The following is a 25368-nucleotide window of genomic DNA, read 5'->3' on the forward strand; positions in this document are numbered from 1 at the left end:
CGGGGGTTTGAAGGTCACTCGTCGAGGAAGGAGCGCAGATGCTCGCTTCGCGTCGGGTGGCGCAGTTTGCGCAACGCCTTGGCTTCGATCTGACGAATCCGCTCACGGGTGACATCGAACTGCTTACCAACCTCCTCAAGGGTGTGGTCGGTATTCATGTCGATGCCAAAGCGCATGCGCAATACCTTGGCTTCACGCGCTGTGAGGCCGGAGAGTACTTCGCGAGTCGCTTCCTTGAGGCTCTCAACGGTGGCGACGTCGATCGGAGACTGCATGGTGGAGTCTTCGATGAAGTCACCCAGATGGGAGTCTTCGTCATCACCGATCGGGGTTTCCATGGAGATCGGCTCTTTGGCGATCTTCAATACCTTGCGGATCTTGTCCTCAGGCATTTCCATGCGTTCGCCCAGCTCTTCCGGAGTCGGTTCACGACCCATTTCCTGCAACATCTGCCGGGAAATACGGTTGAGCTTGTTGATTGTCTCGATCATGTGCACCGGAATACGGATGGTGCGGGCCTGGTCGGCGATCGAGCGAGTGATCGCCTGACGGATCCACCAGGTGGCATAAGTCGAGAACTTGTAGCCGCGACGGTATTCGAACTTGTCCACCGCTTTCATCAGGCCGATGTTGCCTTCCTGGATCAGATCGAGGAATTGCAGGCCGCGGTTGGTGTACTTCTTGGCGATGGAGATCACCAGGCGCAAGTTCGCTTCAACCATCTCTTTCTTCGCGCGGCGGGCCTTGGCCTCACCGATCGACATGCGACGGTTGATGTCCTTGATCTCGGCGATGGTCAGGCCGGTTTCGGCCTCCAGCGCGCTCAGTTTCTGCTGGCAACGAATGATGTCCGGTTGCAGGCGACCAATGGCTTCAGCGTATTTGCTTTTGCCTTTGGCCAATGCATCGGTCCAGCTTTCGTCGATTTCGTGGCCAGGGAACTGACGCAGGAAATCGGCACGCGGCATGCGGGCATCACGTACGCAAAGTTGCATGATCGCGCGCTCTTGCTGACGCAGACGATCCAAGGCACTGCGCACACGCTCTACCAGGCCTTCGAACTGCTTGGGCACCAGTTTGATCGGCATGAACAGCTCGGCCAGCGCCAACAGCTCGGCAATCGCCTGCTTGTTGTTGCGACCGTGCTTTTTCAGCGCCTTGCGGGTGATTTCCATCTGGTCGGACACGGCGCCGAAACGCTGTGCAGCGATGACCGGATCCGGACCGCTTTCGGCTTCTTCCTCGTCGTCGCTGGCTTCGGCGTCGTCGTCATCGGTTTCATCGTCGGCCTTGACGGCTTTCGGATCGATGGGCGGCGGCACTTCGGCGGCAGGCGGCGCAATACCGTCGTCCGGGTCGATGTAACCACTCAGGACGTCGGACAGGCGGCCACCTTCGGTGGTGACGCGGGTGTACTCGGAGAGAATATGGTCAACCGTGCCAGGGAAGTGCGCGATTGCGCCCATCACTTCACGGATGCCTTCTTCAATACGCTTGGCGATTTCGATTTCGCCTTCACGTGTGAGGAGCTCTACCGTACCCATTTCACGCATGTACATGCGCACGGGGTCCGTGGTGCGACCAATGTCGGTCTCGACCGCTGCCAACGCTGCGGCCGCTTCTTCAGCGGCCGCCTCGTCGGTATCGGCGTCGGCCAGCATAAGGGCATCCTTATCTGGAGCAACCTCGAATACGTTGATCCCCATGTCGTTGATCATGCGGATGATGTCTTCCACCTGTTCCGGATCTGAAATATCCTCCGGCAGGTGGTCGTTGACCTCCGCGTAAGTCAGGTAGCCCTGCTCACGACCCAATAGGATCAACTCTTTGATACGAGACTGCTGTTGCGCTTTTCCGGACATAACACCCTATCCACTGAAGGTCTTGGCGGGCAAAAAACAAGCCGAGGATTATACCTGAGCTGTGACCTCACGCGCCAGTTGAGGTCGGGTTTGATGCGCAAACATTGCGGCTGAGTAAGTCGCGCAATTGGTTTTTCTCTTCGCTGGTCAACTCGCTCTGGCGAGCTTTTCGCAGAAGTTGTTCCAGATTTCGCTCGCGTTGGCGGGCGGACAAGCTAGTAATGGTGTCGAAAAACTGTTGTTCAAGGTTGTCTCCTTCAATCAGCCATTCCTTCTCGGCCAGGGCTTTCAACAGGCGCCCCTGCTCAGTGCCGTGCCACCGTGCAATCAACTGGAAAGAGTTTAGCTTGGGGTTCTTCTGCACGGCTTCAAGGAGTGCGACCAGCAATTGTGTATTGCTGTGGTCCTCGGCGGCGAAGTGTCCTGCGTCCTCGACTTTCTCAGCCAGTTGCGGGTGATGCAGCAAGGTGCGCAGGGCGGCCAGTGTTGGTGGTTCGACGGCGGCCGGCACGCGCGGGGCACGTGGCGCGTCGCGATCACCGCGTTTGCCATTCTTGTCCCAGGGTTTTTTGTCCCATTTCTTGCCGCCGCTACCGGGCTTTTTCGGCGTCCATTCCTGTTGCGGCGCGTAATCCTGCTGAGGTTGATGATAGTCGGCGAAGTCCGGCATCGCGTCGTAATCGATGCCCGGATCGTAAGCCGGCGGCGCTTCCTGGGGGGCGCTATGGACCAGTTGATTGACCGCTTCGCTGTTGAGGCCGGTGATTTCGGTCAGGCGCTGACGCATCAGTGTGCGCAGGTTGGCGCCGGGCACCTTGTCGATCAGCGGTGCTGCGAGCGTGGCCATGTGGGCCTTGCCTTCGAGGGAGCGCGGGTCGGCTTCTTCGGTCAATTGCTGGAAAAAATAATCGGCCAATGGTTGTGCATGCTGATTGATCCGCGCGCGGAACGCATCGGTGCCTTCGGAGCGAACCAGAGTGTCGGGGTCCTCGCCCTCGGGCAGGAACAGAAACCGTGCCCGACGCCCGTCCTGCAGGCACGGCAAGGTGGCTTCCAGTGCGCGCCAGGCGGCGTTGCGACCGGCCTGGTCACCGTCGAAGCAAAACAGCACGTTGGGCACGACGCGAAACAGGCGCTTCATGTGCTCTTCGCTGGTGGCTGTGCCCAGGGTCGCAACGGCATTACGCAAGCCTTGCTGGGCCAGGGCAATCACGTCCATGTAGCCTTCGACGACAATGATCTCGTCGAGGTTGCGGTTGTTTTTGCGCGCTTCGTACAGGCCGTAGAGTTCCTGGCCCTTATGGAATACCGGGGTTTCCGGGGAGTTCAGGTATTTGGGTTTGTCGTCGCCCAGCACCCGGCCACCGAAAGCAATGATCCGTCCGCGCGAGTCGCGGATCGGGAACATCACCCGGTCGCGGAAGCGGTCGTAGCGCTTGCCGGTTTCGGCATTCTCGATCAGTAGGCCAGCATCGATCATGGCGCGTTGCTGCAACGTGTCGCTGCTCAGGTGCTTATAGAGATTGTCCCAGCCGGGCGGGGCGAATCCGAGGCCGAAGTCGCGGGCGATTTCGCCGGTCAAGCCACGGCCCTTGAGGTAGTCGACCGCCGCCTTGCGTGCCGGATGGCTTTTGAGGGCCTGGCGATAAAAGTCGGCGGCCGCGGTCAGCAGCGGATAGAGCGGCGAGTCGGTCGGTTGACGCGGCTTGTGCTGTCGACCGCTCTCCTCGCGGGGAATTTCCATGCCGGCGGCTTTGGCCAGTTCTTCGACGGCCTGGGGGAAGTCCAGGTTGTCGTGGTCCATGATGAAGCCGAGGGCGTTACCGCCAGCGCCGCAGCCGAAGCAGTAGTAGAACTGCTTGTCGGGGCTGACGCTGAAGGAGGGGGTTTTTTCTTTGTGGAACGGACAGCAGGCCGTGTAGTTCTTGCCCGCTTTCTTCATTTGCAGGCGAGAGCTGACCACATCGACGATGTCGGTGCGGTTCAGGAGGTCGTCAATAAAGCTCTGGGGAATCAGCCCGGCCATGGCGTTCTCATCATCACTGCGCGAAATATGGACCCGAAATCAGCAGGCGTAACCGTTGAGGCACGGTAAATCGGTGGCTCGACCGGGGCGTCTGCATCATTACTGTCGGGAAGTGTATCTGCCGATAATCCACTGACGTTAATAACTATCAGTATTCGACTGTTTGAATGTGTTGCGCTGAGTCCGGTAACGGCCGGTCAGGCCTCGGATAGCTCATGAAGCGGGCACGCAAGCGGGTGCCTTGGGCTGATCGTCGTTAGAGGAATCAGGGGTGTGCTCGTCAGTAGCCTTGGTAGGCTCGTCAGAAGAGACGTGCACCGCTGGCAACAAAGCCAGGTCTGACGTGGGTGAAGCAGGTTGTCGTGGTCGCGTCTGCGACTTTGACGGTGAAGCATCAAGCGTTATTCCGCAAATGCCATAAGCCCGGCTTGAGGGCCGGGCTTGGCAGAAGCTTGCTACGGACGTCTGTGTATTAGTACAGGCGTACGGCGCGGCGCTGTTCGCGCTGAACTTTCTTGGCGTGACGCTTAACAGCGGCTGCTGCTTTACGCTTACGCTCAGAAGTCGGCTTCTCGTAGAATTCGCGGCTACGAACTTCAGCCAGAACACCGGCTTTTTCGCAGGAGCGCTTGAAACGACGCAGAGCTACGTCGAAGGGTTCGTTCTCTTTTACTTTGACGGCTGGCATCCAGAGCTACCTTCATTCATTACCGGGGTCAACATCCTCGTGGCAAAAGAGCACTTGAAGACGTCGGTTTTTAAGGGTTGCGGATGTTAACCCCTCATCGCTCGGAATGCAAAGCCTCTGATCGAAAACCGCTGGTCGGGGCACAACGTGGCGACTATTATGCGCGCCTTCGAATTCAGCCTCAACAAGGCGCAAACCCATGCTAGTACTGGGATTAGAAACCTCCTGCGACGAAACCGGCGTTGCACTCTACGACAGTGAGCGCGGCCTGCTGGCCGATGCGCTGTTCAGTCAGATCGACCTGCACCGTGCCTACGGCGGCGTGGTGCCCGAGCTTGCGTCCCGCGATCACGTCAAGCGCATGCTGCCCTTGATCCGTCAGGTCCTGGCCGAAGCCGACAGTGTGCCGACCGAGATCGATGCCATCGCCTACACCGCCGGGCCGGGCCTGGTGGGCGCGCTGCTGGTAGGTGCGTCCTGTGCCCAGGCGCTGGCGTTTGCCTGGGGCATCCCGGCCCTTGGCGTGCATCACATGGAGGGCCACCTGCTGGCACCGATGTTGGAGCCGCAGCCGCCGCAATTTCCGTTCGTCGCTTTGTTGGTGTCGGGCGGTCATACGCAGTTGGTCCGGGTCGATGGAATCGGCCAATACGCGCTATTGGGCGAAACCCTTGACGACGCCGCCGGCGAAGCTTTCGACAAAACCGCGAAAATGATGGGCCTCAATTATCCTGGCGGGCCGGAAATCGCGCGGCTTGCCGCCCGTGGCATTGAAGGGCGTTTCGTCTTTCCGCGTCCGATGTGCGACCGGCCAGGGCTGGATTTCAGTTTCAGCGGCCTGAAAACCTTTGCCCTGAACACTTGGCAGCAATGCGTTAGAGCCGGGGACGACAGTGAGCAAGCCCGTTGCGACATCTCGCTGGCGTTCCAGCAGGCCGTGGTGGAGACTTTGACCATCAAGTGCAAGCGCGCCCTGAAGCAGGCCGGGCTCAAGCGCCTGGTGATCGCCGGCGGGGTGAGTGCGAACAAGGCCTTGCGGGTATCGCTGGAGAAAATTCTCGGTGACATGAAGGGCGACGTTTACTACGCCAGGCCGGAGTTCTGTACCGATAACGGCGCGATGATTGCCTTTGCTGGCTGTCAGCGCCTGCAGGCTGGCCAGCATGAAAGCCTGGCGATCAGTGTGCAGGCTCGCTGGCCGATGGAGCAGTTGTCGCCACTGTGACGGGGCATTTAAAAATGCCGTTCGCGCCCGGCGAACAGGTCGCGTAGATTGCCCCGGTGGCGCCAGACGATCAATGCGACGAGTGCGCTCATCGGCAGCAAGGCCGCTGGTTCCTGCCAGGCCAGTAGCGGCAGGGTCAGCGGTGTGGCGATCAGCGCCGCCAGTGAGCTGGTGCGGGTCAGGTAGAACGTCAGCAGCCAGGCGCAAACCGCCAGCAGGGCGGCGGGCGGGTACAGGCCCAGCAGCATGCCGGCAGCGGTGGCGACACCCTTGCCACCGCGAAAGCGAAAGTAAAGTGGGAACAGATGACCGATGACGGCGCAGACGCCGATCCAGGCCTGTTGCTGCAACGAGAGCCCTGCAAGGCTGGCGATCAATACCGGGAAAAGGCCTTTGCAGAGGTCGCCAAGCAGGGTCAGGATGGCGAGTTTGCGTCCGGCCAGGCGCAGCATGTTGGTGGCACCGGCATTGCCCGAGCCACTCATTCGCGGGTCCGGGCGACCGGTCAGGCGGCTGAGCAAAATGGCAAAGGACAGCGAGCCGAGCAGGTAGGCGAGAATCGCCAGTAACCAAAACATGCTAACTATTCCGGGCGAGGACGCCCTGATTCTAACGGCGCATTGCGCCCTTGTCGTGCTGCGGAGAAGAGTGCTTGGACAGAGTGTTTATCGAGGGCCTGGAAGTCGACACGGTAATCGGTGCCTACGACTGGGAACGAGGCATCCGACAGTGTCTGCGGCTTGATCTGAGTTTCGCTTGGGACAACCGCCCGGCCGCCGCGGACGATGACCTGACCCTGGCGCTCGACTACGCCAGCGTATCGTCGCGCATCCAGTCGTTTGCCGGGCAGGCGCAGTTCCAACTGGTTGAAACCTTCGCCGAACGACTGGCCCAAGAGCTGATGGACGAGTTCAATATCACCTGGCTGCGTCTGAAGGTGACCAAGCCCGGCGCCGTACCGGCGGCCAGCGGTGTTGGCGTGGAGATCGAGCGCGGATGTCGCTGACTCAGGTTTTTCTCGGGCTCGGCAGCAATATCGAGCGCGAAACCCATTTGTGCGCCGGTCTTGAAGCCCTGGCCGGCTTCCTGGTGGACATACGCTGTTCGGCTGTGTTCGAGAGCCAGCCGGTGGGAATCAAAAGCGGGCCGTTCTTCAACTTCGTCGTGTCGGCCTTCACGGATCTGCCGCTGATGGAGCTGGATCGTCGCCTCAAGTTCATCGAGGCGGACAACGGGCGTTATGCGCCGGATCGCAAGGGGCTGCCGCTGGATATCGATGTGCTGTTGTATGGCGAGCGGGTCGGCAACTTCGACGGGCTCATCCTGCCGCGCGCCGAGATCCTCAAGAACGCTTTTGTTCTGTGGCCTTTGTCATTGATCGCGCCGGATCGAATTCATCCTGGCGTAGGCAAAAGCTTCGCCACTTTGTGGGATGAGTCGCAGATTGATCAGGTGTTGGCGCCGGTGGCCTTTGAGTGGCGGGGCCAGCCGCTCACGCCGTCGAATATGCTGTGAGGCGCCTGCCGTCATCGCGAGCAGGCTCGCTCCCACAGTAGATTTCAGTCGAACGCAAGACATGTGTTCGCTGAAAGTCCATGTGGGAGCGAGCTTGCTCGCGATGACGGCGGCACATCCACTGCTAATGCCAAGCTGACGCGAAGCTCCCGTCAGCTCGCTGCTTCCTTGTAGGCCTTCAATGCCTTGAGCCGCTCGCGCTTTATCGCCTCGCCCAGTTCCGGCCCCTTGAAGCCCTTCTCCAACAAAGGCTGCACCGCCACCCCGCGTGCCGCTGCTGCCGCACCGCGCAGATAATCAGCCTGTGGATAACTTCTATCTTCAAGCCCCTTGCGTCCCCGCGCATCCATCTCACAGGCCGCGATGAATTCCTCGAAGCGCTGGGGACGGCGGTACACATCAAAACTCTGCAACAGCTCAAGCAAGGTAGAAGCCTTCAGCTCAAGCGCGCGATGCCCATGGGTGTGGTACTGGCCGACCAGCAACGCCAACTCCTGACAGTCGCGGGGCGCCTTGAAGCGCTCGCTGACCGCTTTGATCAGCTTCAATCCTTTGTGCTCATGGGCGATGTGGCGTGGCCATTCATGTTCAGGTGTCAGACCTTTCCCCAGGTCGTGTAGCAGGCACGCCCAGCGGACTGTAAGAGGCTGCCGGTGCAACGCTGCCTGTTCCAGCACGCTCAGGGTGTGCAGGCCAGTGTCGATTTCCGGGTGATGGGCCTCAGGCTGTGGCACGCCAAACAGTGCGTCGACCTCGGGCATCAAGACCTTGAGGGCGTCGCAGTCGCGCAGGACCTGAATAAAGACGTGCGGCTGGTTTTCCATGAGGGCGCGGGAAATTTCTTTCCAGCTGCGCTCGGCGGTCAACGCTTCCAGTTCGCCGGAATCGCTGAGCTGGCGCATCAGCTCAAGGGTCTCGTTGGCCACCTTGAAGCCTTGGGGAGCATAGCGTGCGGCGAAGCGAGCAACCCGCAGGACTCGGAGGGGATCTTCGGCAAATGCGGGGGAAACGTGGCGAAGAATGCGGGCTTCGAGATCGCGCTGGCCGTGGTACGGATCAGTCAGATGGCCGTTGTCGTCTTCAGCCATTGCGTTGATCGTAAGGTCTCTACGGATAAGGTCTTCTTCGAGGGTCACTTCAGGGCTGGCGTGGAAAACAAAGCCGCCATAGCCCCGACCGCTTTTGCGCTCGGTGCGGGCGAGGGCGTATTCCTCGCCGGTTTTTGGGTCGAGGAACACGGGGAAATCAGCCCCCACGGGGCGAAATCCCTTGGCAAGCATTTCCTCGGCGGTGGCACCCACCACAACTCGATCAATGTCAGTGACGGGGATGCCCAGCAGGCGATCGCGAACGGCGCCGCCGACTTTATAGATCTGCATAAAAAACCTCCGTTGGTCCGACAGGATAACCTTTGCGCCGGACGTTCGGAGGCGAAAACGGAATCAAAGATGAATGACGGCCAGGTCCAAGCGGCCATAGTCTCCTTCGGTTTGCTCGGTTCGGGGCGGTACGTGATGGGTCTTCATCACTTGGTCGCCCTGCAGGGTTTCCAGATGGATGTCGAAACCCCAGAGACGGTGCAAGTGCTTGAGCACTTCATCGGTGGAGTCACCCAGCGGTTTGCGGTCATGCGCCTGGTGGCGCAGGGTCAGTGAGCGGTCGCCTCGGCGGTCGATGCTGTAGATTTGCACGTTGGGCTCGCGATTGCCCAGGTTGTATTGGGCCGCCAGGGTTTCGCGGATGATGCGATAACCGCCTTCGTCATGAATGGCTGGCACCAACAGGTCATCTTTCTGGTCGTCGTCGAGGATGCTGAACAGTTTCAGGTCGCGGATCACCTTGGGCGAGAGGTACTGCAGGATGAAGCTCTCGTCCTTGAAACTGCTCATGGCGAACTTGATGGCAGACAACCAGTCCGAGCCGGCGATATCGGGGAACCAGTGGCGATCCTCATCGGTGGGGTGTTCGCACATGCGGCGGATGTCCCGGTACATGGCAAAGCCCAGTGCGTAAGGGTTGATGCCGCTGTAGTACGGGCTGTCAAAGCCGGGCTGGAACACCACGCTGGTATGGGACGTCAGGAACTCCATCATGAAGCCGTCGGTGACCAAGCCCTCGTCGTACAGGTCGTTCATCAGCGTGTAGTGCCAGAAGGTGGCCCAGCCCTCGTTCATGACCTGGGTCTGGCGCTGTGGATAAAAATACTGGGCGATCTTGCGCACGATGCGCACGATTTCCCGTTGCCATGGCTCCAGCAGCGGCGCATGTTTTTCAATGAAATAGAGGATGTTTTCCTGCGGTTCGGCAGGGAAGCGCGCGTTGTCTTTTTCGCTGTACTTGTCAGCGCCTTTGGGAATGGTGCGCCACAAATCGTTGATTTGCTTTTGCAAATGCTCCTCACGGTCCTTTTGGCGCCGGCGCTCTTCTTCGGCAGAAATCGGATACGGCCGTTTGTAGCGGTCCACGCCGTAGTTCATCAAGGCGTGGCAGGAATCCAGCAGATCCTCCACCGCGTCGATGCCATGGCGCTCTTCGCATTGCATGATGTACTGCTTGGCGAACACCAGGTAATCAATGATCGAGCTGGCGTCGGTCCAGGTACGGAACAGGTAGTTGCCCTTGAAGAAGCTGTTGTGACCGTAGCAGGCATGCGCCACCACCAAAGCCTGCATGCAGATGGTGTTTTCTTCCATCAGGTAGGCAATGCACGGGTCGGAGTTGATCACGATCTCGTAGGCCAGTCCCATCTGGCCCCGGCTGTAGGACTTCTCGGTACTGAGGAAGTGTTTGCCGTAGGACCAGTGGTGGTAACCCAGCGGCATACCGACCGACGCGTAGGCGTCCATCATCTGCTCGGCGGTGATCACCTCGATCTGGTTCGGGTACGTATCCAGGGCATAACGGTCCGCGATACGGCTGATTTCGCGGTCGTAGGCCTGGATCAGCTCGAACGTCCATTCGGAGCCGGTGGAAATGGGCTTGCGCTTCTGCTCTTTTTTGGCGGTCATGTCACTAACCTGCGCTGGAAGAGTTCACGGAAGACCGGGTAGATATCCCCGGCCGAGACCAGTTGCTGTTGGGCAAATGTGTCGGAAAAAGCTTCGGCAATGCGTTCGTATTCGTACCACAACGCCTGATGTTCCCGTGGAGTAATTTCCACATAGGTGTAGTACTGGACGAACGGCATGATCTGGTTGATCAGGATGTCACGGCAGATCGGTGAGTCGTCGTTCCAGTTGTCGCCGTCGGACGCTTGGGCTGCATAGATATTCCACTCATTGGCGGGGTAGCGCTCCGCCATGATTTCCTGCATCAGTTTCAGGGCGCTGGAAACGATAGTGCCGCCGGTTTCCCTGGAGTAGAAAAACTCTTCCTCGTCCACTTCCCGGGCGCTGGTGTGGTGGCGGATGAACACCACATCGATCTTGTCGTAGTTCCGCTTGAGGAACAGGTACAGCAGGATGAAGAAGCGCTTGGCGATGTCCTTGGTCGCTTGGGTCATGGAGCCGGACACGTCCATCAGGCAGAACATCACGGCCTTGGAGCTGGGATTGGGCTGTTTCACCAGCAGGTTGTACTTGAGGTCGAACGTATCGAGGAACGGTACGCGATGGATGCGTGCGCTGAGTTTCTCGATTTCCGCCTCAAGGTCCTGAATGTCGCCGAAATTGTCAGGTTCTTCGCGCTTTAGGCGAGCGAGTTCTTCCTTGGCTTCCCTTAGCTTGGCCCGACTGCTACCTGACAGTGCAATACGCCGGGCATGGGCTGAACGAAGCGTTCGGATGATATTGATGCGTGAAGGATTGCCTTCGCTGCTGATACCGGCACGTACGGTCTTGAAGGTGTCGGTGCCTGTCAGGTTGCGCTTGACCAGGTTTGGCAGCTCCAGGTCCTCGAACATGAACTCCAGGAATTCCTCCTGGGTGATCTGGAACACGAACTCATCCATGCCCTCGCCGGAGTTACCGGCCTTGCCGGGCCCCTTGCCGCCGGCTCCACCCTGCGGACGAGGGATGTGCTCGCCACTGGTGAACTCCTTGTTGCCGGGATGCACCACGGTTTGTTTACCGCCGCGACCATGGTGAAGCACCGGCTCGTCGATGTCGCGGCCGGGAATGCTGATTTGCTCGCCATGTTCCATGTCGGTAATGGAGCGCCGGCTGACCGCCTCTTCGACGGCCTTCTTGATGTGGTCACGGTAACGCCGCAGGAAACGCTGGCGGTTCACCGTGCTCTTGTTCTTGCCATTAAGGCGTCGGTCGATCACATAGCTCATAGGTGGCCCTCCGGGCAGCTTCAAGTGGTGAGCTACAAGCTGCAAGTAGAAGCGGTTACCCGGATACCAGGTTCACCTGCTTTTTTCTTGCAGCTTGTCGCTTATAGCTTGCCGCTGCTTCACTGCGATTTCCGGACCCGCAGGTACCACTCGGAGAGCAGCCGTACCTGTTTGTCGGTGTAGCCACGTTCGACCATGCGTGTGACGAAGTCGTTGTGTTTTTGCTGGTCCTCCTTGCTGGCCTTGGCATTGAAGCTGATGACGGGCAGCAGGTCTTCGGTGTTGGAGAACATTTTCTTCTCGATCACCACCCGCAGCTTTTCATAGCTGAGCCAGGTTGGATTCTTGCCGTTGTTATTGGCGCGGGCCCGCAACACGAAGTTGACGATTTCGTTACGGAAATCTTTCGGATTGCTGATGCCAGCCGGTTTCTCGATTTTTTCCAGCTCCTCGTTTAGCGCTACGCGGTTGAGGATTTCGCCGGTTTCCGGATCGCGGTATTCCTGGTCCTGGATCCAGAAGTCTGCGTACAGCACGTAGCGGTCGAAGATGTTCTGGCCGTATTCGCTGTAGGACTCCAGGTAGGCGGTCTGGATTTCCTTGCCGATGAACTCGATGTAGCGCGGGGCCAGGTATTCCTTGAGGAATCGCAAGTAACGCTCGCGGGTTTCCGCCTGGAACTGTTCTTGTTCGATCTGCTGTTCCAGCACGTACAGCAGATGAACCGGGTTGGCGGCGATCTCATGGGGGTCGAAGTTGAAGACCTTGGAGAGGATCTTGAACGCGAAACGTGTAGACAGGCCGTTCATGCCTTCATCGACCCCTGCGTTGTCGCGGTACTCCTGGATCGATTTGGCCTTCGGATCGGTGTCCTTGAGGTTTTCACCGTCATACACCCGCATCTTCGAATAGATATTGGAGTTTTCCGGCTCCTTGAGGCGCGACAGCACGGTGAACTGGGCGAGCATCTTCAGCGTGTCGGGGGCGCAGTGGGCCTTGGACAGTGAGCTGTTGAACAGCAGCTTGTCGTAGATCTTCACCTCGTCGGTCACGCGCAGGCAGTACGGTACCTTGACGATGTAGATCCGGTCGATGAAGGCTTCGTTGTTTTTGTTGTTGCGGAAGGTATGCCATTCCGACTCGTTGGAGTGGGCCAGCAGGATCCCGGTGAACGGAATGGCCCCCAGGCCCTCGGTGCTGTTGTAGTTGCCTTCCTGGGTTGCGGTCAGCAGGGGGTGCAGCACCTTGATGGGCGCCTTGAACATCTCGACGAATTCCATCAGGCCCTGGTTGGCCCGGCACAGTGCGCCAGAATAGCTGTAGGCGTCGGCGTCGTTCTGTGGGAATTCTTCCAGTTTGCGGATATCGACTTTACCCACCAGGGCGGAAATGTCCTGGTTGTTTTCGTCCCCCGGTTCAGTCTTGGCCACCGCGATCTGGTTGAGGATCGAAGGGTAGAGCTTGACCACCCGGAACTGACTGATGTCGCCGCCGAACTCGGAAAGGCGCTTGGTGGCCCATGGCGACATGATGGTACTGAGGTAGCGGCGTGGAATACCGAAGTCTTCTTCGAGGATCGCGCCGTCCTCGGTGGCGTTGAACAACCCCAGGGGCGATTCGAACACCGGTGAGCCCTTGATCGCATAGAAGGGCACTTTCTCGATCAGTTGCTTGAGCTTTTCGGCCAGGGACGATTTACCGCCACCTACGGGGCCGAGCAGATAGAGGATTTGCTTCTTCTCTTCCAGGCCTTGGGCGGCGTGGCGGAAATAGGACACGATCTGGTCGATGCATTCTTCCATCCCGTGGAAGTCCTCAAAGGCCGGATAGCGGCGAATCACCTTGTTGGAGAAGATCCGCGAGAGCCTCGAGTTGGCCGAGGTATCCAGCAGTTCCGGTTCTCCGATTGCCAGCAACAGACGCTCCGCCGCGGATGCATAGGCACTGCGGTCCTGCTTGCAGAGTTCGAGGTATTCCTGCAGCGAGTATTCCTCCTGCCGCGTGGACTCGAAACGTTGCTGGAAGTGGCTAAAAATGCTCATGACGTCACCTCGCTCGATACGTGGAGCCGGTGGCGGATCAATCAGTCGATGCTGGTCGGCCGCTGGGAACCCAGCTGCCGCTTACCCCCCAGAATGCTTCCAGGAATACAGACTCCTGAACGCTTACTCCCGATGACCCGTGCGCCGGTGTACCGGCTCTCCCCTGTTTTGGATGGCCTGTGGCTAAGGATAGTTCGGAATCGGAGAGGTAAAGGTGGAATGCGTAATTAGTTATGGCAGACCGTTCGTCTGCCAGCGTCCAAGCCCACGGTTCACGTGGGCTTGGACGGCATAAAAAATTATTCCTGATTGCCTTGAGCTGTTTCTGAAGGATAAATCGTGCGCCACAGCTCAAAACCGCCGTCCAGGCTGTAGACGTCGCTGAAGCCTTGGCTGATCAGATAGCCGGCTGCGCTCTGGCTGGAGTTGCCGTGATAGCAGACCACGACGGTAGGCGCATCGAGATCGGCGGCGCGGATGAAATCGGCGATTGAAAGATTATCCAGGTGTTTCGAGCCCGGGATATGGTTAGCCGCGTAAGTCTGAGGGTCGCGCACATCGACGACGACAGCGCCTTGTTCACGCAGAGCCTGGGCCTGTTCCGGGGGAATACGCTTGAATTCGGTCATATAAAGCTCCTGTAGCCTGAAACGCGGCGCCGATTAAACGGTGGTGGTCGCCGCCAATGGTGCGGTGGTCGGGTGATGGGGTTTGGCGTGACCCTGCTCGTCGCAATCGCAACGCAGTTGCTCACCGGTGTCGACGTTCATCAGCGTCATCGCGCTGCCCCAGACGCAGCCGGTATCCAGGGCGAAAACCCCGGGTTCGTCGCTTTGGCCTTCGAGCGCCGCCCAGTGACCGAAAATGATTTTCAAGTGACGGGTCTTGCGTTCCTTGTGCTTGAACCAGGGCGCATAGCCAGGCGGGGCCGTTTCGATGCCTTCCTTGCTCTTGAGATCAAGCTTGCCATCGCGAGTGCAGAAGCGCATGCGGGTGAAATAATTGGTAATGACTCGAAGGCGCGCGGCGCCCGTTAGGTCGCTGTCCCATTTGACTGGCTCGTTGCCATACATGCCATCCAGATAGGGCGCGAACAGGTTGTCGTCACGCAACGCCTGTTCAACCTCGGCGGCACACTTGAGCGCCTTGCGCACGGACCATTGGGGTGGGATGCCGGCATGAACCAGCGCCAGGTTACGTTGCTCGTCGTAGTGCATGAGTTTTTGCTGGCGCAGCCATTCCAGCAGTTCAACGCAATCGGGGGCGTTGAGAATTTCGCTCAGAGTATCGGATTTTTTCAGGCGCTCGATGTTCTGCCAGGCAGCCAGCAGGTGCAGGTCGTGGTTGCCGAGCACGCAGACCAGCGACTGGCGGATGCCATAGAGAAAACGCAAGGTCTCAAGCGATTGCGGGCCACGGTTGACCAGATCACCCACCAGCCACAGCGTATCTTTTTGCGGATCGAAGGCGACCCGTTCCAGCAGGCACTTGAGTGGATCGAGGCAGCCTTGCAGGTCGCCGACCGCATACGTGGCCATCAGTGCAAAGCTCCGGGCACCGCCAGGCGAAAGGGCTTGATGATGGCGTCGAAGCGTTTGCCGTCCTCGGCCAGCATCTGGTAGGTGCCCTGCATGGTGCCGACCTTGGTCGTCATCACCGTGCCGCTGCTATAGCTGTGGCTTTTACCGACGTCGATCAACGGTTGCTGACCGACGACCCCTTCGCCGCGCACTTCTTCGACATGCCCATCGCCGTCTGTGATGACCCAGTGCCGCGACAGCAGCCTGGCTGGCAAAGAGCCGTTATTGCGCACAGTAATGTTGTAGGCAAAGGCGAAACGGTTATGTTCGGGTTGCGATTGTTCTGCCAGAAAGCGGGTGGTGACGCTGACGTCGACCTGATAACGAGGATCAGACATGCAAGAAGGCCTTAAAAGCGAAGCGGGACGCGGGCGTAGCTGACGAAGTCAGTCTAGGCCAAGTATCGGGTAGTAGACCAGAGTAGCGTCCCACCCGATAGGGATCATCGTCCGTCAGCTGGCGTCGGCTTGCGGCGCAACCTGTTCGCTGAGCTTGTCGGCCAGGCGCACGAAAGCCGCCAGGTCCAATTGCTCGGGGCGCAGGCTGCCGTCGACGCCAGTGGCTTCGATTTCGGCGCTGCTGAGCAGTAGTTTCAAGGTGTTGCGCAGGGTTTTGCGACGCTGGTTGAACGCTTCGCGTACCACGCGCTCCAGCAGCCGGTGATCCTTGGCCGGGTGCGGCAGGACCGCATGGGGCACCAGGCGGACGATGGCCGAATCGACTTTCGGCGGTGGGTTGAACGCACCTGGACCAACATTGAACAGGTGTTCGACCCGGCAATGGTACTGGACCATGATCGACAGGCGGCCCCAATCACCACCACCAGGGCCGGCGGCGAGACGCTCGACCACTTCCTTCTGCAACATGAAATGCATGTCGCGGATCAGGCCTGCGTTGCTCAGCAGGTGGAAGATCAGGGGCGTGGAGATGTTGTACGGCAGGTTCCCGACCACTCGCAGGCTGTTCGGCGCGGCGTTCAGGCTGTTGAAATCGAACTTCAGCGCATCGCCCTGGTGCAGGTTGAAATTGCTCTTGCCGGCGAATTGTTGGTTAAGGATCGGGACCAGATCCTTGTCCAGTTCCACTACGTCCAGTTGCGCGCCGCTGTCGAGCAAGCCTTCGGTCAGGGCACCCTGGCCCGGCCCGATTTCCAGCAGGCGATCAGTGGGTTTGGCATTGATGGAGCGCAGGATGTGATCGATCACGCCAGGGTCATGCAGGAAGTTCTGGCCAAAGCGCTTGCGCGCGCGGTGTTGGTATTGCTCGGTCATAAACGGGTCTCGGCCATCTGGTAGGCGGTTTCCAGGGCGACTTGCAGGCTGCCGGTATCGATTCTGCCGCTGCCGGCCAGATCCAGGGCGGTGCCATGGTCCACCGACGTGCGGATGATCGGCAGGCCCAGCGTCACGTTGACGGCCGCGCCGAAGCCTTTGTACTTCAGCACGGGCAGGCCCTGGTCGTGATACATCGCCAGCACCGCGTCGCAGTGCTCCAGGTATTTGGGGGTAAACAGAGTGTCGGCGGGCAGCGGGCCACGAAGGTCCATGCCCTCGCTGCGCAAGCGCTCCAATGTAGGTTCTATGATGTCGATTTCTTCGCGGCCCAAGTGTCCGCCTTCACCGGCATGGGGGTTGAGCCCGCACACCAGGATACGGGGCCGGGCGATGCCGAACTTTTCCCGCAGGTCGGCATGCAGGATCCGTGTGACCCGCTCCAGGCGTTCCGGGGTGATGGCGTCGGCGATGTCCCGCAAGGGCAGGTGAGTGGTCACCAGGGCCACGCGCAGGCCGCGAGTGGCGAGCATCATCACCACTTGTGCGGTGTGGGTCAGGTCTGCCAGGAACTCGGTATGCCCAGAGAAGGCAATCCCGGACTCGTTGATCACGCCTTTGTGCACCGGCGCGGTGATCATGCCGGCGAAAGCCCCGTCCAGGCAGCCCTGGCCAGCGCGGGTCAGGGTATCGAGGACGAATCTCGCGTTGGCCTTGTCCAATTGCCCGGTAACCACCGGAGCGCCCAAAGGTGTATCCCAGACATACAGGCTGTTAGCGGGCGCCGGGATGTCCGGCCAGGCGTTCGGCAAGACCGGTAGCAGGTTGACGACCACCCCCAGCTGCGCGGCCCGCTCAAGGAGCAGGTCGCGGCTGGTGATAGCAATCAGGGGATGTGGCTGGGGTTGCGAGGCGAGCAGCAGGCACAGGTCGGGACCAATGCCAGCGGGCTCGCCGGGTGTCAGCGCGAAACGCTTGGGTTTCACTGTGCTGCCTGGTCTGCACCAGGGAGTTTGATTTCAACGTAGGCTTCGTCGCGAATCTGACGCAGCCAGGTTTGCAGCTCTTCGTCGTATTTGCGGTTACGCAGTACGGTCATCGCCTGTTGTTCGCGAGCCTGGGTGGTGCTGTCGGTGGCGCGACGGCCAAGGACTTCCAGCACGTGCCAGCCATAAGGGCTCTTGAACGGCTTGGACAGCTGGCCTTGCGGCGTGTCGGCCATGACCTGGCGGAACTCGGGTACCAGAGCGTTTGGATCAACCCAATTCAGGTCGCCGCCGTTGAGCGCCGAACCCGGGTCTTCCGAGAAGCTCTTCGCCAGTTCGGCGAAGTCTTCGCCCGCTTCGATGCGCTCGTAGAGTTTCTCCGCCAGGCGCTTGGTTTCAGCTTCGCTGCGGATTTCACTTGGCTTGATCAGGATGTGGCGAACATGCACTTCGTCACGTACCTGGCTGCCACCACCACGCTTTTCCAGCACTTTGAGGATGATGAAACCGCCGGGCGTACGCGCTGGCTGGGTGATGTCACCTACCGCCATGGTGCTCAGTTCGCGGTCGAACGGCGGCGGCAGTTGGGCGGGTTTACGCCAGCCCATGTCGCCGCCTTCCAGGGCGTTGTCGCTGCCAGACTTGGCGATGGCCATCTGAGCGAAGTCGGCGCCTTGCTTGAGCTGTTGGTAGATGTCCATCGCCTGGCGGTAAGCCGTCTGGATCGCTTCGGAGTTGGCGCTTTCAGGTGTGGGGACCAGAATGTTCGCCAGGTGCAGCTCTTCGGAAAGCTGCATCTTGCCCAGGTCGGAGGCGAGGAAGTTTTTCACTTCCTGCTCGGACACCTGAATGCGTTCGGCTACACGACGCTGGCGCACACGGCTGATGACCATCTCGCGGCGGATCTGATCGCGGGCGTCCTCATAAGAAAGGCCGTCGCGAGCCAGGGCGGCGCGGAACTGGTCGATGCTCATGTTATTGCGCTGGGCAATGGTGCCGACGGCCTGGTTCAGCTCTTCATCGGTGATGCGAATGCCGGAGCGTTCGCCGATCTGCAACTGCAGGTTTTCGACGATCAGGCGCTCGAGCACTTGTTGGCCCAGCACGCCCGGCGGCGGCAAGCCACCGCCGCGCTTGGCGATGGTTTGCTGCACCTCATGGACGCGTTGATCCAGCTGGCTCTGCATGACCACGTCGTTGTCGACGATGGCCACCACTCTATCGATGGACTGTACTGCGGCGTTGGCCGCAGTACCCAGGAACAGCGCGCCCAGCATCAGCGGGCGCAGACAATCAGAAAGCTTGATCTTCACGTTCACGATAACCTTGGATGCCTTTGTCGAGGAAGCTCTCTACCTTGGCGCCGGTGAGGCCGCCGAGTCCCTTCAAAACAATTTGGAGGAAGATGCCGTGGTCGCCTTTTTCGTTTTCCGGGGCGGCTTGACTGAATTCTTCATAGTCGACCCAGTAACGGTTGATCAGGCGCAGTTTCCAGCAGCAGTTGTCGTATTCGAAACCACCGAAGGCTTCTAGGGTACGGTTGCGGTTGTAGTCATACTGCCAGCGGCTGATCACGTTCCACTGCGGCACGACTGGCCAGATGACCGAGAAGTCGTGCTGCTGGATCTTGTAGTAGTCCTTCACATAGCCCGGCGTGCCCGGCGTGCCGTAGTCGCCGCCACCCACAGACCATTGGCCGGTGGTCTGGTCGTAACGGACCTGGTCGTTGCGATAGCGATAACCAGCGTTGATGACCTTGTTCGGGTTGTCTTCAGGCTGGTAGTGGAACATCGCACTGCCCGAACGGGGGCTGCGGGTATCCGGATCCCAGTTGTAGGTCGCGGTGGTGCGCCAGTCGCGGTTCCAGCGGAATTCATATTCCAGGGCATAAGGCGACACGTCCGACTTGGCGTCTTCGCGGGTCTTGAAGTCAATACCCGGCAACTGGACTTCGCGATCCTTGAAGTACAAAGCCTGACCGACGCTGATGCGTTGGCGTTCGAAGCCATTTTCTTCGATCCAACGGCTGGTTACACCCAGGGATAGCTTGTTCTCGTCGCCGACACGGTCGGAACCCGAAAAGCGATTGTCACGGAACAGCGAAGAGTAGCTAAAGGTGTATTCGCCGGTGTCAAAAACCGGGATGTCGCTCTGATCTTTCTCCGGAACGTAGAGGTAGAACAGGCGCGGCTCCAGGGTTTGACGGTAGTTACTGCCAAACCACTGGGTATCCCGGTCGAAGTACAGGCCGCTGTCGATGCTGGCAATTGGAACACCGCGGCTCTGGCTGCCGCTGTAGGTGCCTTTGAGGCGGTCCTGCTCGGCGGTTTGCGCGGCAACTTGCGATTTGCCTCGGCCATCAAGATCCAGATCGTATTGAGTGTACTTGTACTTGAGCGACGGCTTGATGTAGCCGTAGCTCGCATTCATTGGCAGGCTAACAACCGGCGCCAGATTCAGCCGGTTGCCGTTAGCCCTTGCCAAGCCTGATACGCGAGTATCAAGGAACGGTTCAGAGTTACCGTCTTCATCTGTGTAATCGCCAGTCCGCAGATTCCGATCAAACCGCACCAGCTCCGTTTTGTAAGCGAAATCCAGGCCATACGGATGCTCGGGCAGCGAGCCATTAAAGGTGATCTGGGGCAGACGGTTATAAGGCGTGATCTTCGAAATCGTCGCCATCTGATAAGCCTGGGCATTCAAGCGGGCAACGTAATTGTCGCCCCGATAGCTGACGACCCCTTGCTGGTTCACATACTCCTTGGACTCGACACCGATCTGATCGGTCTGCAAATCCTGGAAATAGTAAGGGTCGCTGATCTTGGTGTAGTCGACTTCCGTCAGCACGCGCGAATCCAGCCCGCCCTTGTGCTGCCAGTTGTACATGTAGCGGGTCTTGTCGTAATCGGTCTGCCCGCTACGCTCGTCGTCTTCATCGTTGAGGTACGCGGCGCCGAACTGACCTTCGCTGGACTTGGTCAGGTAGCGGAACTCGCCTTCCATCAGCATGCCGCGCTTGCTCATGTAGCGCGGGTACAACGTGGCATCGTAGTTGGGCGCCAGGTTGAAGTAGTACGGGGTGACCAGCAGGAAGCCGGTGTCGCTGCCGCTGCCGATGGTCGGCGGCAGGAAGCCGGATTGGCGACGGTCGTCGATCGGGAAGTAGATGTACGGCGTGTACAGGACCGGAATGTCCTTGACCCGCAGTGTCACGTTGGTCGCGGTACCGAAGCCGGTGGCCGGGTTCAGGGTGATGTTGTTGCCCTTGAGCGTCCACGCGTTGCTGTTCGGTTCGCACGTGGTGTACGTACCGTCCTTGAGGCGGATGATCGCGTTCTCGGCACGCTTGGCGTACAGCGCGTTACCGCGGATGCGCGACTTGTGCATCACGTATTCGGCGTTGTCGACCTTGGCTTCGCCGGTGTCCAGCTGTACATCGGCGTGGTCGCCGACGATCAGGGCGCCGTTGTCGCGAACCCGCACGTTGCCGCTCAGTTCGCCACGGTTCTCGGCCTGGTACAGGCTGGCCTCGTCGGCCTCGACCTGCATGCTGCCCTGACGCATGACCACGTCGCCGGCCAGGGTCGCCACCTGCTGTTCCTGCTCGTAGCGGGAAGCCTTGGCACCCAGGAACGTCGGCGCGTCACTCTTGGCGGTCTTGTCGTTCATGCCAGGACGGGTCGGTTCGATGTAGGCACCCGAGCAGTAAGGACCGGTCTCAGCCAATTGTGCAGGCGTGAGGTTCTCACGCGGAACCCAGTCCAGGTGACTGTAGTCTGCACTGCGCGACTTCAGGCCGCGGCCCTTGGCTTCGGTGACCAGCATCGGCTTGTCGCCGACCTGTTCGCCCGAGCTGCTGTCGGCCGCAGCGTCGCCGCTGTCGGCAACTGCGCTGCCTTCATGCACCGGGCGCGGCGGCAATGCAGCGGCCGGTGACTTGGGTGAGCAGTCCCAGGCACCCGAAGCGGAGACGGAGCAGTCATACTGCTGCGCCGCGACGACGAATGAAGAGGCCAGGGGTTGCATGGCCAGCAGACTGCCGGTGACCAGCAACGGAAATTTTTTACGAAACGCGGGGGATTTCAATGCCATCTTATTAGTCCGGGCTTCCTGCGTGCCATCTGCCCGCGGTGTGGGCCGCACGCCTCTCGATGGTCTGAAAAAGATGCTGGATAATAAAGCATGACCCGCTTGACGGCTAGCGCCGTCGGAGACCCTTGCAATGCCCGACCAAGATGTACGCTTGCAACACCTGAAAGTTTGGCTGGATGAACAGCTGCCGATCCTCTTTGCGCAACAGGGCTGGGGCGCCGTACCCCCGGCCACGTTGACCGCGGCCAGCAGCGATGCGAGTTTCCGTCGCTATTTCCGCTGGGAAGGCGAGGGCCGCAGTTTCATCGTGATGGATGCACCTCCGCCCCAGGAAAACTGCAAACCTTTCGTGGATATTGCTTTTTTGCTGGCGAAATCCGGCATCAACGTGCCAAAAATTTACGCCGAGGACCTTGAGCGCGGGTTTCTTTTGCTCAATGACCTGGGCAATCAGACCTATCTGGATGTGATCAACGGCGACAATGCCGACGATTTATTCCACGATGCACTGCAAGCGTTGCTGGCTTTCCAGCAACTGCCGATGGTAGCGCCGTTGCCCAGCTACGACGTCGCCTTGCTACGCCGGGAGCTGGAGTTGTTCCCCGAGTGGTATGTCAAGCATGAGCTGGGTGTCGAGCTCGATTCGGCCCAGCAACAGCTCTGGCAACAGGCTACCGACCTGCTGATCGACAGCGCCCTGGCCCAGCCCAAGGTGCTGGTGCACCGCGACTACATGCCACGCAACCTGATGCTCAGCGAGCCGAACCCCGGCGTGCTGGATTTCCAGGATGCGGTCTATGGCCCCGTTACCTACGACGTGACCTGCCTGTTCAAGGACGCCTTTCTCAGCTGGCCTGAGGAGCGCGTACGCGGTTGGCTGGTGGATTACTGGCAGCAGGCTGGCGCCCTCGGCATCCCGGTCCAACCGGATCTCGAGGATTTCCTGCGGGCCAGCGACTTGATGGGCGTACAGCGTCATCTCAAAGTCATTGGGATCTTCGCGCGCATTTGCCACCGTGATGGCAAACCGCATTATCTGGGCGATGTGCCGCGTTTCTTTGCCTATATAGAAGCGGTCATCGCTCGTCGTCCTGAACTGGCGCCGCTGGATGAGTTGCTTGGCAGCCTGCGTCAAGCGGCCGGGGCGACGGCATGAAGGCAATGATCCTGGCAGCGGGCAAGGGCGAGCGCATGCGCCCCCTGACCCTCACCACGCCCAAACCGTTGGTTCGCGCTGGCGGCGTGCCCTTGATTGAATACCACCTGCAGGCCCTGGCCAAGGCAGGTTTTACCGATATTGTGATCAATCACGCCTGGCTCGGTCAGCAGATCGAGGAACATTTGGGGGACGGTTCGCGGTTCGGCGTGCGAATTCGTTATTCGCCGGAAGGCACGCCGCTGGAAACCGGCGGCGGAATTTTCCGGGCCTTGCCGTTGCTGGGTGATGAAGCGTTCGTGGTGGTCAATGGCGACATCTGGACCGATTACGACTTCAGTGCCTTGCGCCAACCACTCCAAGGGCTCGCACATCTGGTGCTGGTGGATAATCCCGAGCACCACCGGGGCGGTGATTTCACCCTGGCCGACGGAAAGGTTCACGATGATGCGCCGGCTGCCGACAAACTGACTTATAGCGGCATCGCCGTCCTGCACCCGCAACTGTTCGACGGCTGCTCGGACGGTGCATTCAGGCTCGCACCGCTGCTGCGCAAGGCCATGGCCGAGGGGCGCGTCAGTGGAGAGCACCTGAAAGGGCATTGGATTGATGTTGGCACTCATGAACGTTTGGCGCAGGTCGAAACCTTGATAAAAGCGAGTCGTTAATATGTGGTGGCCAGGGACTCTGATTGGAGCCGGGGCGGGCTTTGCCATAGCCAGCATTCCGGGGGCCTTGCTGGGTGCGCTGTTGGGACAGGCGTTGGATCGACGCCTGAACCTGCAGAGCTGGGCGCAGCTACGTGAGCGTCTGGGTGGGCGCCCGGCGTTGCGCAACGATGAATTGTTGTTTGCGTTGCTGGGGCGTTTGGCGAAAAGCGATGGGCGGGTGGTCGATGGTCATATCCAGCAGGCCCGCCAGGAGATGCGCGCCCTGGACTTGAGCGAATCGGCGCAACGCCGGGCCATCGCAGCGTTCAATCGAGGCAAGTCCGGAGATGTCCGCCTGCGCGGCTATCTGCGCCGCCTCAGCACTCAGCCGCATGCGGCTGAAGGCGTGTTGCGGGCCTGCTGGCGGATGGTTTGGGCGGACGGCAAGGCGGGCGTAGGCGAGCGTGAATTGATTGCCCGGTGGGGCAAGTGGCTGGGCTGGACCCAGCAACAGGTCCAGGCCTTGGCGAGTGATTACGAACCGCACAAACTGTCGCTGCCCAGCAGTGGCGTGACGTATCAGGAGGCGTTGCGTTTGCTGGGGGTTTCCGCCACCAGTGAACCGTCGCAGATCAAGCGCGCCTACCGACGCCTGATCAGCCGTCACCACCCGGACAAGATCGCCGGCAGCGGGGCGACTCCACTGCAGGTGCGTGAAGCCACTGACAAGACTCGGGAATTGCACAACGCCTATCGGTTGATTCGGGAGCGACGAGACTTTCGCTAAACGTCGAGAACTGCGATCCCCTGTGGCGAGGGAGCTTGCTCCCGCTCGACTGCACAGCAGTCGCAATCCGGGTTTCCATGAAGAACCGCAGAGCCTGTTTTGGGGAGCGCTTCGCGCTCCAGCGGGAGCAAGGGTGGGTGCGCCGACATACAGAACAGGTAAACCTCACTCCCCCGGCTTCTGCGGACTCAACCAGCCGCGAACCCGGCGAAACAGCTGTTCCTGCTCCGCCGACGGGTTCGGTAAGGCCTTGAGGGAAACCTGGCTGAAGGTCGAGCCTTTCAAGCGTTTGCTTGCCTGCAAACGCTCAAGCGCCGCGTTGCGATCCAGCGGTTTGTCCATGTAGAAGATGTCGGCGGTGGCCAGTTTCAGGGTGGGCGTCAGTTCGGCCAGGCCGGGTTTGGCGGTGACCGGCGTCTGGGCGGCGACCATCACAAAGCGCTCGATCTGCGAGGGCTGTTTTTCATTCAGGTAACGCGCGGCCCAATAGGCGCCGGTGCCGTGCCCCAGCAGGACAATGCTGCGCGCGCTCTGTTGTTCGGCGTAGGCCAGTGCTGCATCGATGCGGGCGAAGATACGCTCGGCATCGGCCCCAGCGTGTTCCTCACTCGTTTCGACGGCGGCTGGGTCTGCCGCATCGGCTTCGCCCCCTGCCACCTGTTCGATCGGTGCTGCGGTGGTGGCGTCCGGCGCCGCGGCCGCCGTGTCGGCCGCTTTGGTCTCGGGCGATGCTTGCGCCACGCGCGGTGCGATGACGTCGCTTTGCAGGTCTGGCAGGGTGATACTCAGGCTGCTCCATTCGACGTCAGGCAATTTTTTGCGCAAAGGGCCGATCACTTCAGGCCAGTCAGCGGTTTCGCCCGCGCCGGGGACTATGATGACCGCGCCTTTGGGTTCGCTGGTGTTGGCCGGTTTCCAGAGCGCCAGGAAGGTATCGCTGCCGGTCTGTAGCTGTTGTTGTTCCTGAGGTGGAAGTTGCCGTCCCAGCGCCGTCGCTTCTTCCTGGCTACGCTCAAGCAAAGGCTGGCGCTCGGCCGGTTTTTCCTCGGCAGCCTGCTCCGCTGCGGCGGGTGCCGGTTCGCTGGCCTGCACAGAAAAGGCACTCGGCAGGATCAGCGACAGGCACAATGCTGGCAATGCCAGGCGATAAACTGAGGACATCGGATATTCCATGACCAGAAGTATTTCCGGCAGCCTAATGGGTTGGTCAGT

General features: G+C 59.9%; 22 protein-coding genes. 6 read left to right on the forward strand and 16 right to left on the reverse strand.

The window, feature by feature from the left end; genetic code table 11:
* Positions 1-14 precede the first annotated feature (14 nt).
* The 3 genes from rpoD to rpsU form a co-directional block, all read right to left on the reverse strand.
* On the reverse strand, positions 15-1862 hold the full coding sequence (rpoD, locus tag QNH97_RS02895) for an RNA polymerase sigma factor RpoD (RefSeq protein WP_283555522.1): 1848 nt from the start codon (positions 1860-1862) through the stop codon (positions 15-17).
* Positions 1863-1929: 67 nt separating this feature from the next.
* Complete coding sequence (gene dnaG / locus QNH97_RS02900) at positions 1930-3888, reverse strand: DNA primase (RefSeq protein WP_283555523.1); 1959 nt, start codon at positions 3886-3888, stop codon at positions 1930-1932.
* A gap of 472 nt (positions 3889-4360) precedes the next feature.
* Positions 4361-4576 carry a 30S ribosomal protein S21 gene (gene rpsU, locus QNH97_RS02905; protein WP_002551877.1) on the reverse strand — a complete coding sequence of 72 codons (216 nt, stop codon included), beginning with the start codon at positions 4574-4576 and terminating at the stop codon, positions 4361-4363.
* A gap of 199 nt (positions 4577-4775) precedes the next feature.
* On the opposite strand from rpsU, the gene tsaD reads away from it, so the two are divergent.
* The gene (gene tsaD / locus QNH97_RS02910) at positions 4776-5801 is read left to right on the forward strand and encodes a tRNA (adenosine(37)-N6)-threonylcarbamoyltransferase complex transferase subunit TsaD (protein WP_283555524.1); all 1026 of its coding nucleotides are present in this window, start codon (positions 4776-4778) and stop codon (positions 5799-5801) included.
* Positions 5802-5809: 8 nt separating this feature from the next.
* Here tsaD and plsY read toward each other — a convergent pair whose 3' ends face one another.
* On the reverse strand, positions 5810-6379 hold the full coding sequence (plsY, locus tag QNH97_RS02915) for a glycerol-3-phosphate 1-O-acyltransferase PlsY (protein ID WP_283555525.1): 570 nt from the start codon (positions 6377-6379) through the stop codon (positions 5810-5812).
* A 74-nt stretch (positions 6380-6453) separates the two neighbouring features.
* Here plsY and folB point away from each other — a divergent pair, with 74 nt between their 5' ends.
* A complete protein-coding gene (gene folB, locus QNH97_RS02920; protein WP_283555526.1) occupies positions 6454-6807 on the forward strand; it encodes a dihydroneopterin aldolase in 354 nt (117 codons plus the stop codon).
* Positions 6798-7316 carry a 2-amino-4-hydroxy-6-hydroxymethyldihydropteridine diphosphokinase gene (folK, locus tag QNH97_RS02925; protein WP_283555527.1) on the forward strand — a complete coding sequence of 173 codons (519 nt, stop codon included), beginning with the start codon at positions 6798-6800 and terminating at the stop codon, positions 7314-7316. The genes folB and folK overlap by 10 nt, the downstream gene beginning before the upstream one ends.
* Before the next feature lie 152 nt (positions 7317-7468).
* On the opposite strand, the gene QNH97_RS02930 is transcribed toward folK, so the two are convergent.
* The 11 genes from QNH97_RS02930 to QNH97_RS02980 form a co-directional block, all read right to left on the reverse strand.
* Positions 7469-8695, reverse strand: a complete 1227-nt coding sequence (locus tag QNH97_RS02930; protein WP_283555528.1) for a multifunctional CCA addition/repair protein — start codon at positions 8693-8695, stop codon at positions 7469-7471.
* A gap of 63 nt (positions 8696-8758) precedes the next feature.
* Complete coding sequence (locus QNH97_RS02935) at positions 8759-10324, reverse strand: SpoVR family protein (protein WP_283555529.1); 1566 nt, start codon at positions 10322-10324, stop codon at positions 8759-8761.
* Positions 10321-11592, reverse strand: coding sequence for a YeaH/YhbH family protein (locus QNH97_RS02940; RefSeq protein ID WP_283555530.1), 1272 nt, complete (start codon positions 11590-11592; stop codon positions 10321-10323). Before QNH97_RS02940 ends, QNH97_RS02935 begins: the two co-directional genes overlap by 4 nt.
* Before the next feature lie 119 nt (positions 11593-11711).
* Complete coding sequence (locus QNH97_RS02945; protein WP_283555531.1) at positions 11712-13634, reverse strand: PrkA family serine protein kinase; 1923 nt, start codon at positions 13632-13634, stop codon at positions 11712-11714.
* A 299-nt stretch (positions 13635-13933) separates the two neighbouring features.
* A complete protein-coding gene (gene glpE / locus QNH97_RS02950; RefSeq protein WP_283555532.1) occupies positions 13934-14263 on the reverse strand; it encodes a thiosulfate sulfurtransferase GlpE in 330 nt (109 codons plus the stop codon).
* Positions 14264-14296: 33 nt separating this feature from the next.
* Complete coding sequence (locus QNH97_RS02955) at positions 14297-15172, reverse strand: symmetrical bis(5'-nucleosyl)-tetraphosphatase (RefSeq protein WP_283555533.1); 876 nt, start codon at positions 15170-15172, stop codon at positions 14297-14299.
* A complete protein-coding gene (gene apaG / locus QNH97_RS02960; protein ID WP_283555534.1) occupies positions 15172-15552 on the reverse strand; it encodes a Co2+/Mg2+ efflux facilitator ApaG/CorD in 381 nt (126 codons plus the stop codon). The genes QNH97_RS02955 and apaG overlap by 1 nt, the downstream gene beginning before the upstream one ends.
* Positions 15553-15666: 114 nt before the next feature.
* Positions 15667-16485 (reverse strand): 16S rRNA (adenine(1518)-N(6)/adenine(1519)-N(6))-dimethyltransferase RsmA, encoded by an 819-nt coding sequence (gene rsmA, locus QNH97_RS02965; RefSeq protein WP_283555535.1) that lies wholly within the window; start codon positions 16483-16485, stop codon positions 15667-15669.
* The gene (gene pdxA, locus QNH97_RS02970) at positions 16482-17471 is read right to left on the reverse strand and encodes a 4-hydroxythreonine-4-phosphate dehydrogenase PdxA (RefSeq protein WP_283555536.1); all 990 of its coding nucleotides are present in this window, start codon (positions 17469-17471) and stop codon (positions 16482-16484) included. Before pdxA ends, rsmA begins: the two co-directional genes overlap by 4 nt.
* Positions 17468-18784: a peptidylprolyl isomerase SurA gene (gene surA / locus QNH97_RS02975; RefSeq protein ID WP_283555537.1), complete on the reverse strand. Its 1317-nt coding sequence runs from the start codon at positions 18782-18784 to the stop codon at positions 17468-17470. Before surA ends, pdxA begins: the two co-directional genes overlap by 4 nt.
* Positions 18765-21563 (reverse strand): LPS-assembly protein LptD, encoded by a 2799-nt coding sequence (locus QNH97_RS02980; RefSeq protein ID WP_283555538.1) that lies wholly within the window; start codon positions 21561-21563, stop codon positions 18765-18767. Before QNH97_RS02980 ends, surA begins: the two co-directional genes overlap by 20 nt.
* 130 nt (positions 21564-21693) lie before the next feature.
* Here QNH97_RS02980 and QNH97_RS02985 point away from each other — a divergent pair, with 130 nt between their 5' ends.
* From QNH97_RS02985 to QNH97_RS02995, 3 genes are read left to right on the forward strand one after another with little or no spacing between them, the layout of a single operon-like run.
* Positions 21694-22719, forward strand: coding sequence for an aminoglycoside phosphotransferase family protein (locus tag QNH97_RS02985; RefSeq protein ID WP_283555539.1), 1026 nt, complete (start codon positions 21694-21696; stop codon positions 22717-22719).
* Positions 22716-23387: an N-acetylmuramate alpha-1-phosphate uridylyltransferase MurU gene (gene murU, locus QNH97_RS02990; RefSeq protein WP_283555540.1), complete on the forward strand. Its 672-nt coding sequence runs from the start codon at positions 22716-22718 to the stop codon at positions 23385-23387. Before QNH97_RS02985 ends, murU begins: the two co-directional genes overlap by 4 nt.
* Before the next feature lies 1 nt (position 23388).
* Positions 23389-24156, forward strand: a complete 768-nt coding sequence (locus QNH97_RS02995; RefSeq protein ID WP_283555541.1) for a TerB family tellurite resistance protein — start codon at positions 23389-23391, stop codon at positions 24154-24156.
* A 165-nt stretch (positions 24157-24321) separates the two neighbouring features.
* Here the strand turns inward: QNH97_RS02995 and QNH97_RS03000 are convergent, their stop codons facing one another.
* Complete coding sequence (locus tag QNH97_RS03000) at positions 24322-25317, reverse strand: alpha/beta hydrolase family protein (RefSeq protein ID WP_283555542.1); 996 nt, start codon at positions 25315-25317, stop codon at positions 24322-24324.
* Positions 25318-25368 lie beyond the last annotated feature (51 nt).

This window comes from Pseudomonas sp. G2-4 (assembly GCF_030064125.1).
Classification (GTDB): Bacteria; Pseudomonadota; Gammaproteobacteria; order Pseudomonadales; family Pseudomonadaceae; genus Aquipseudomonas.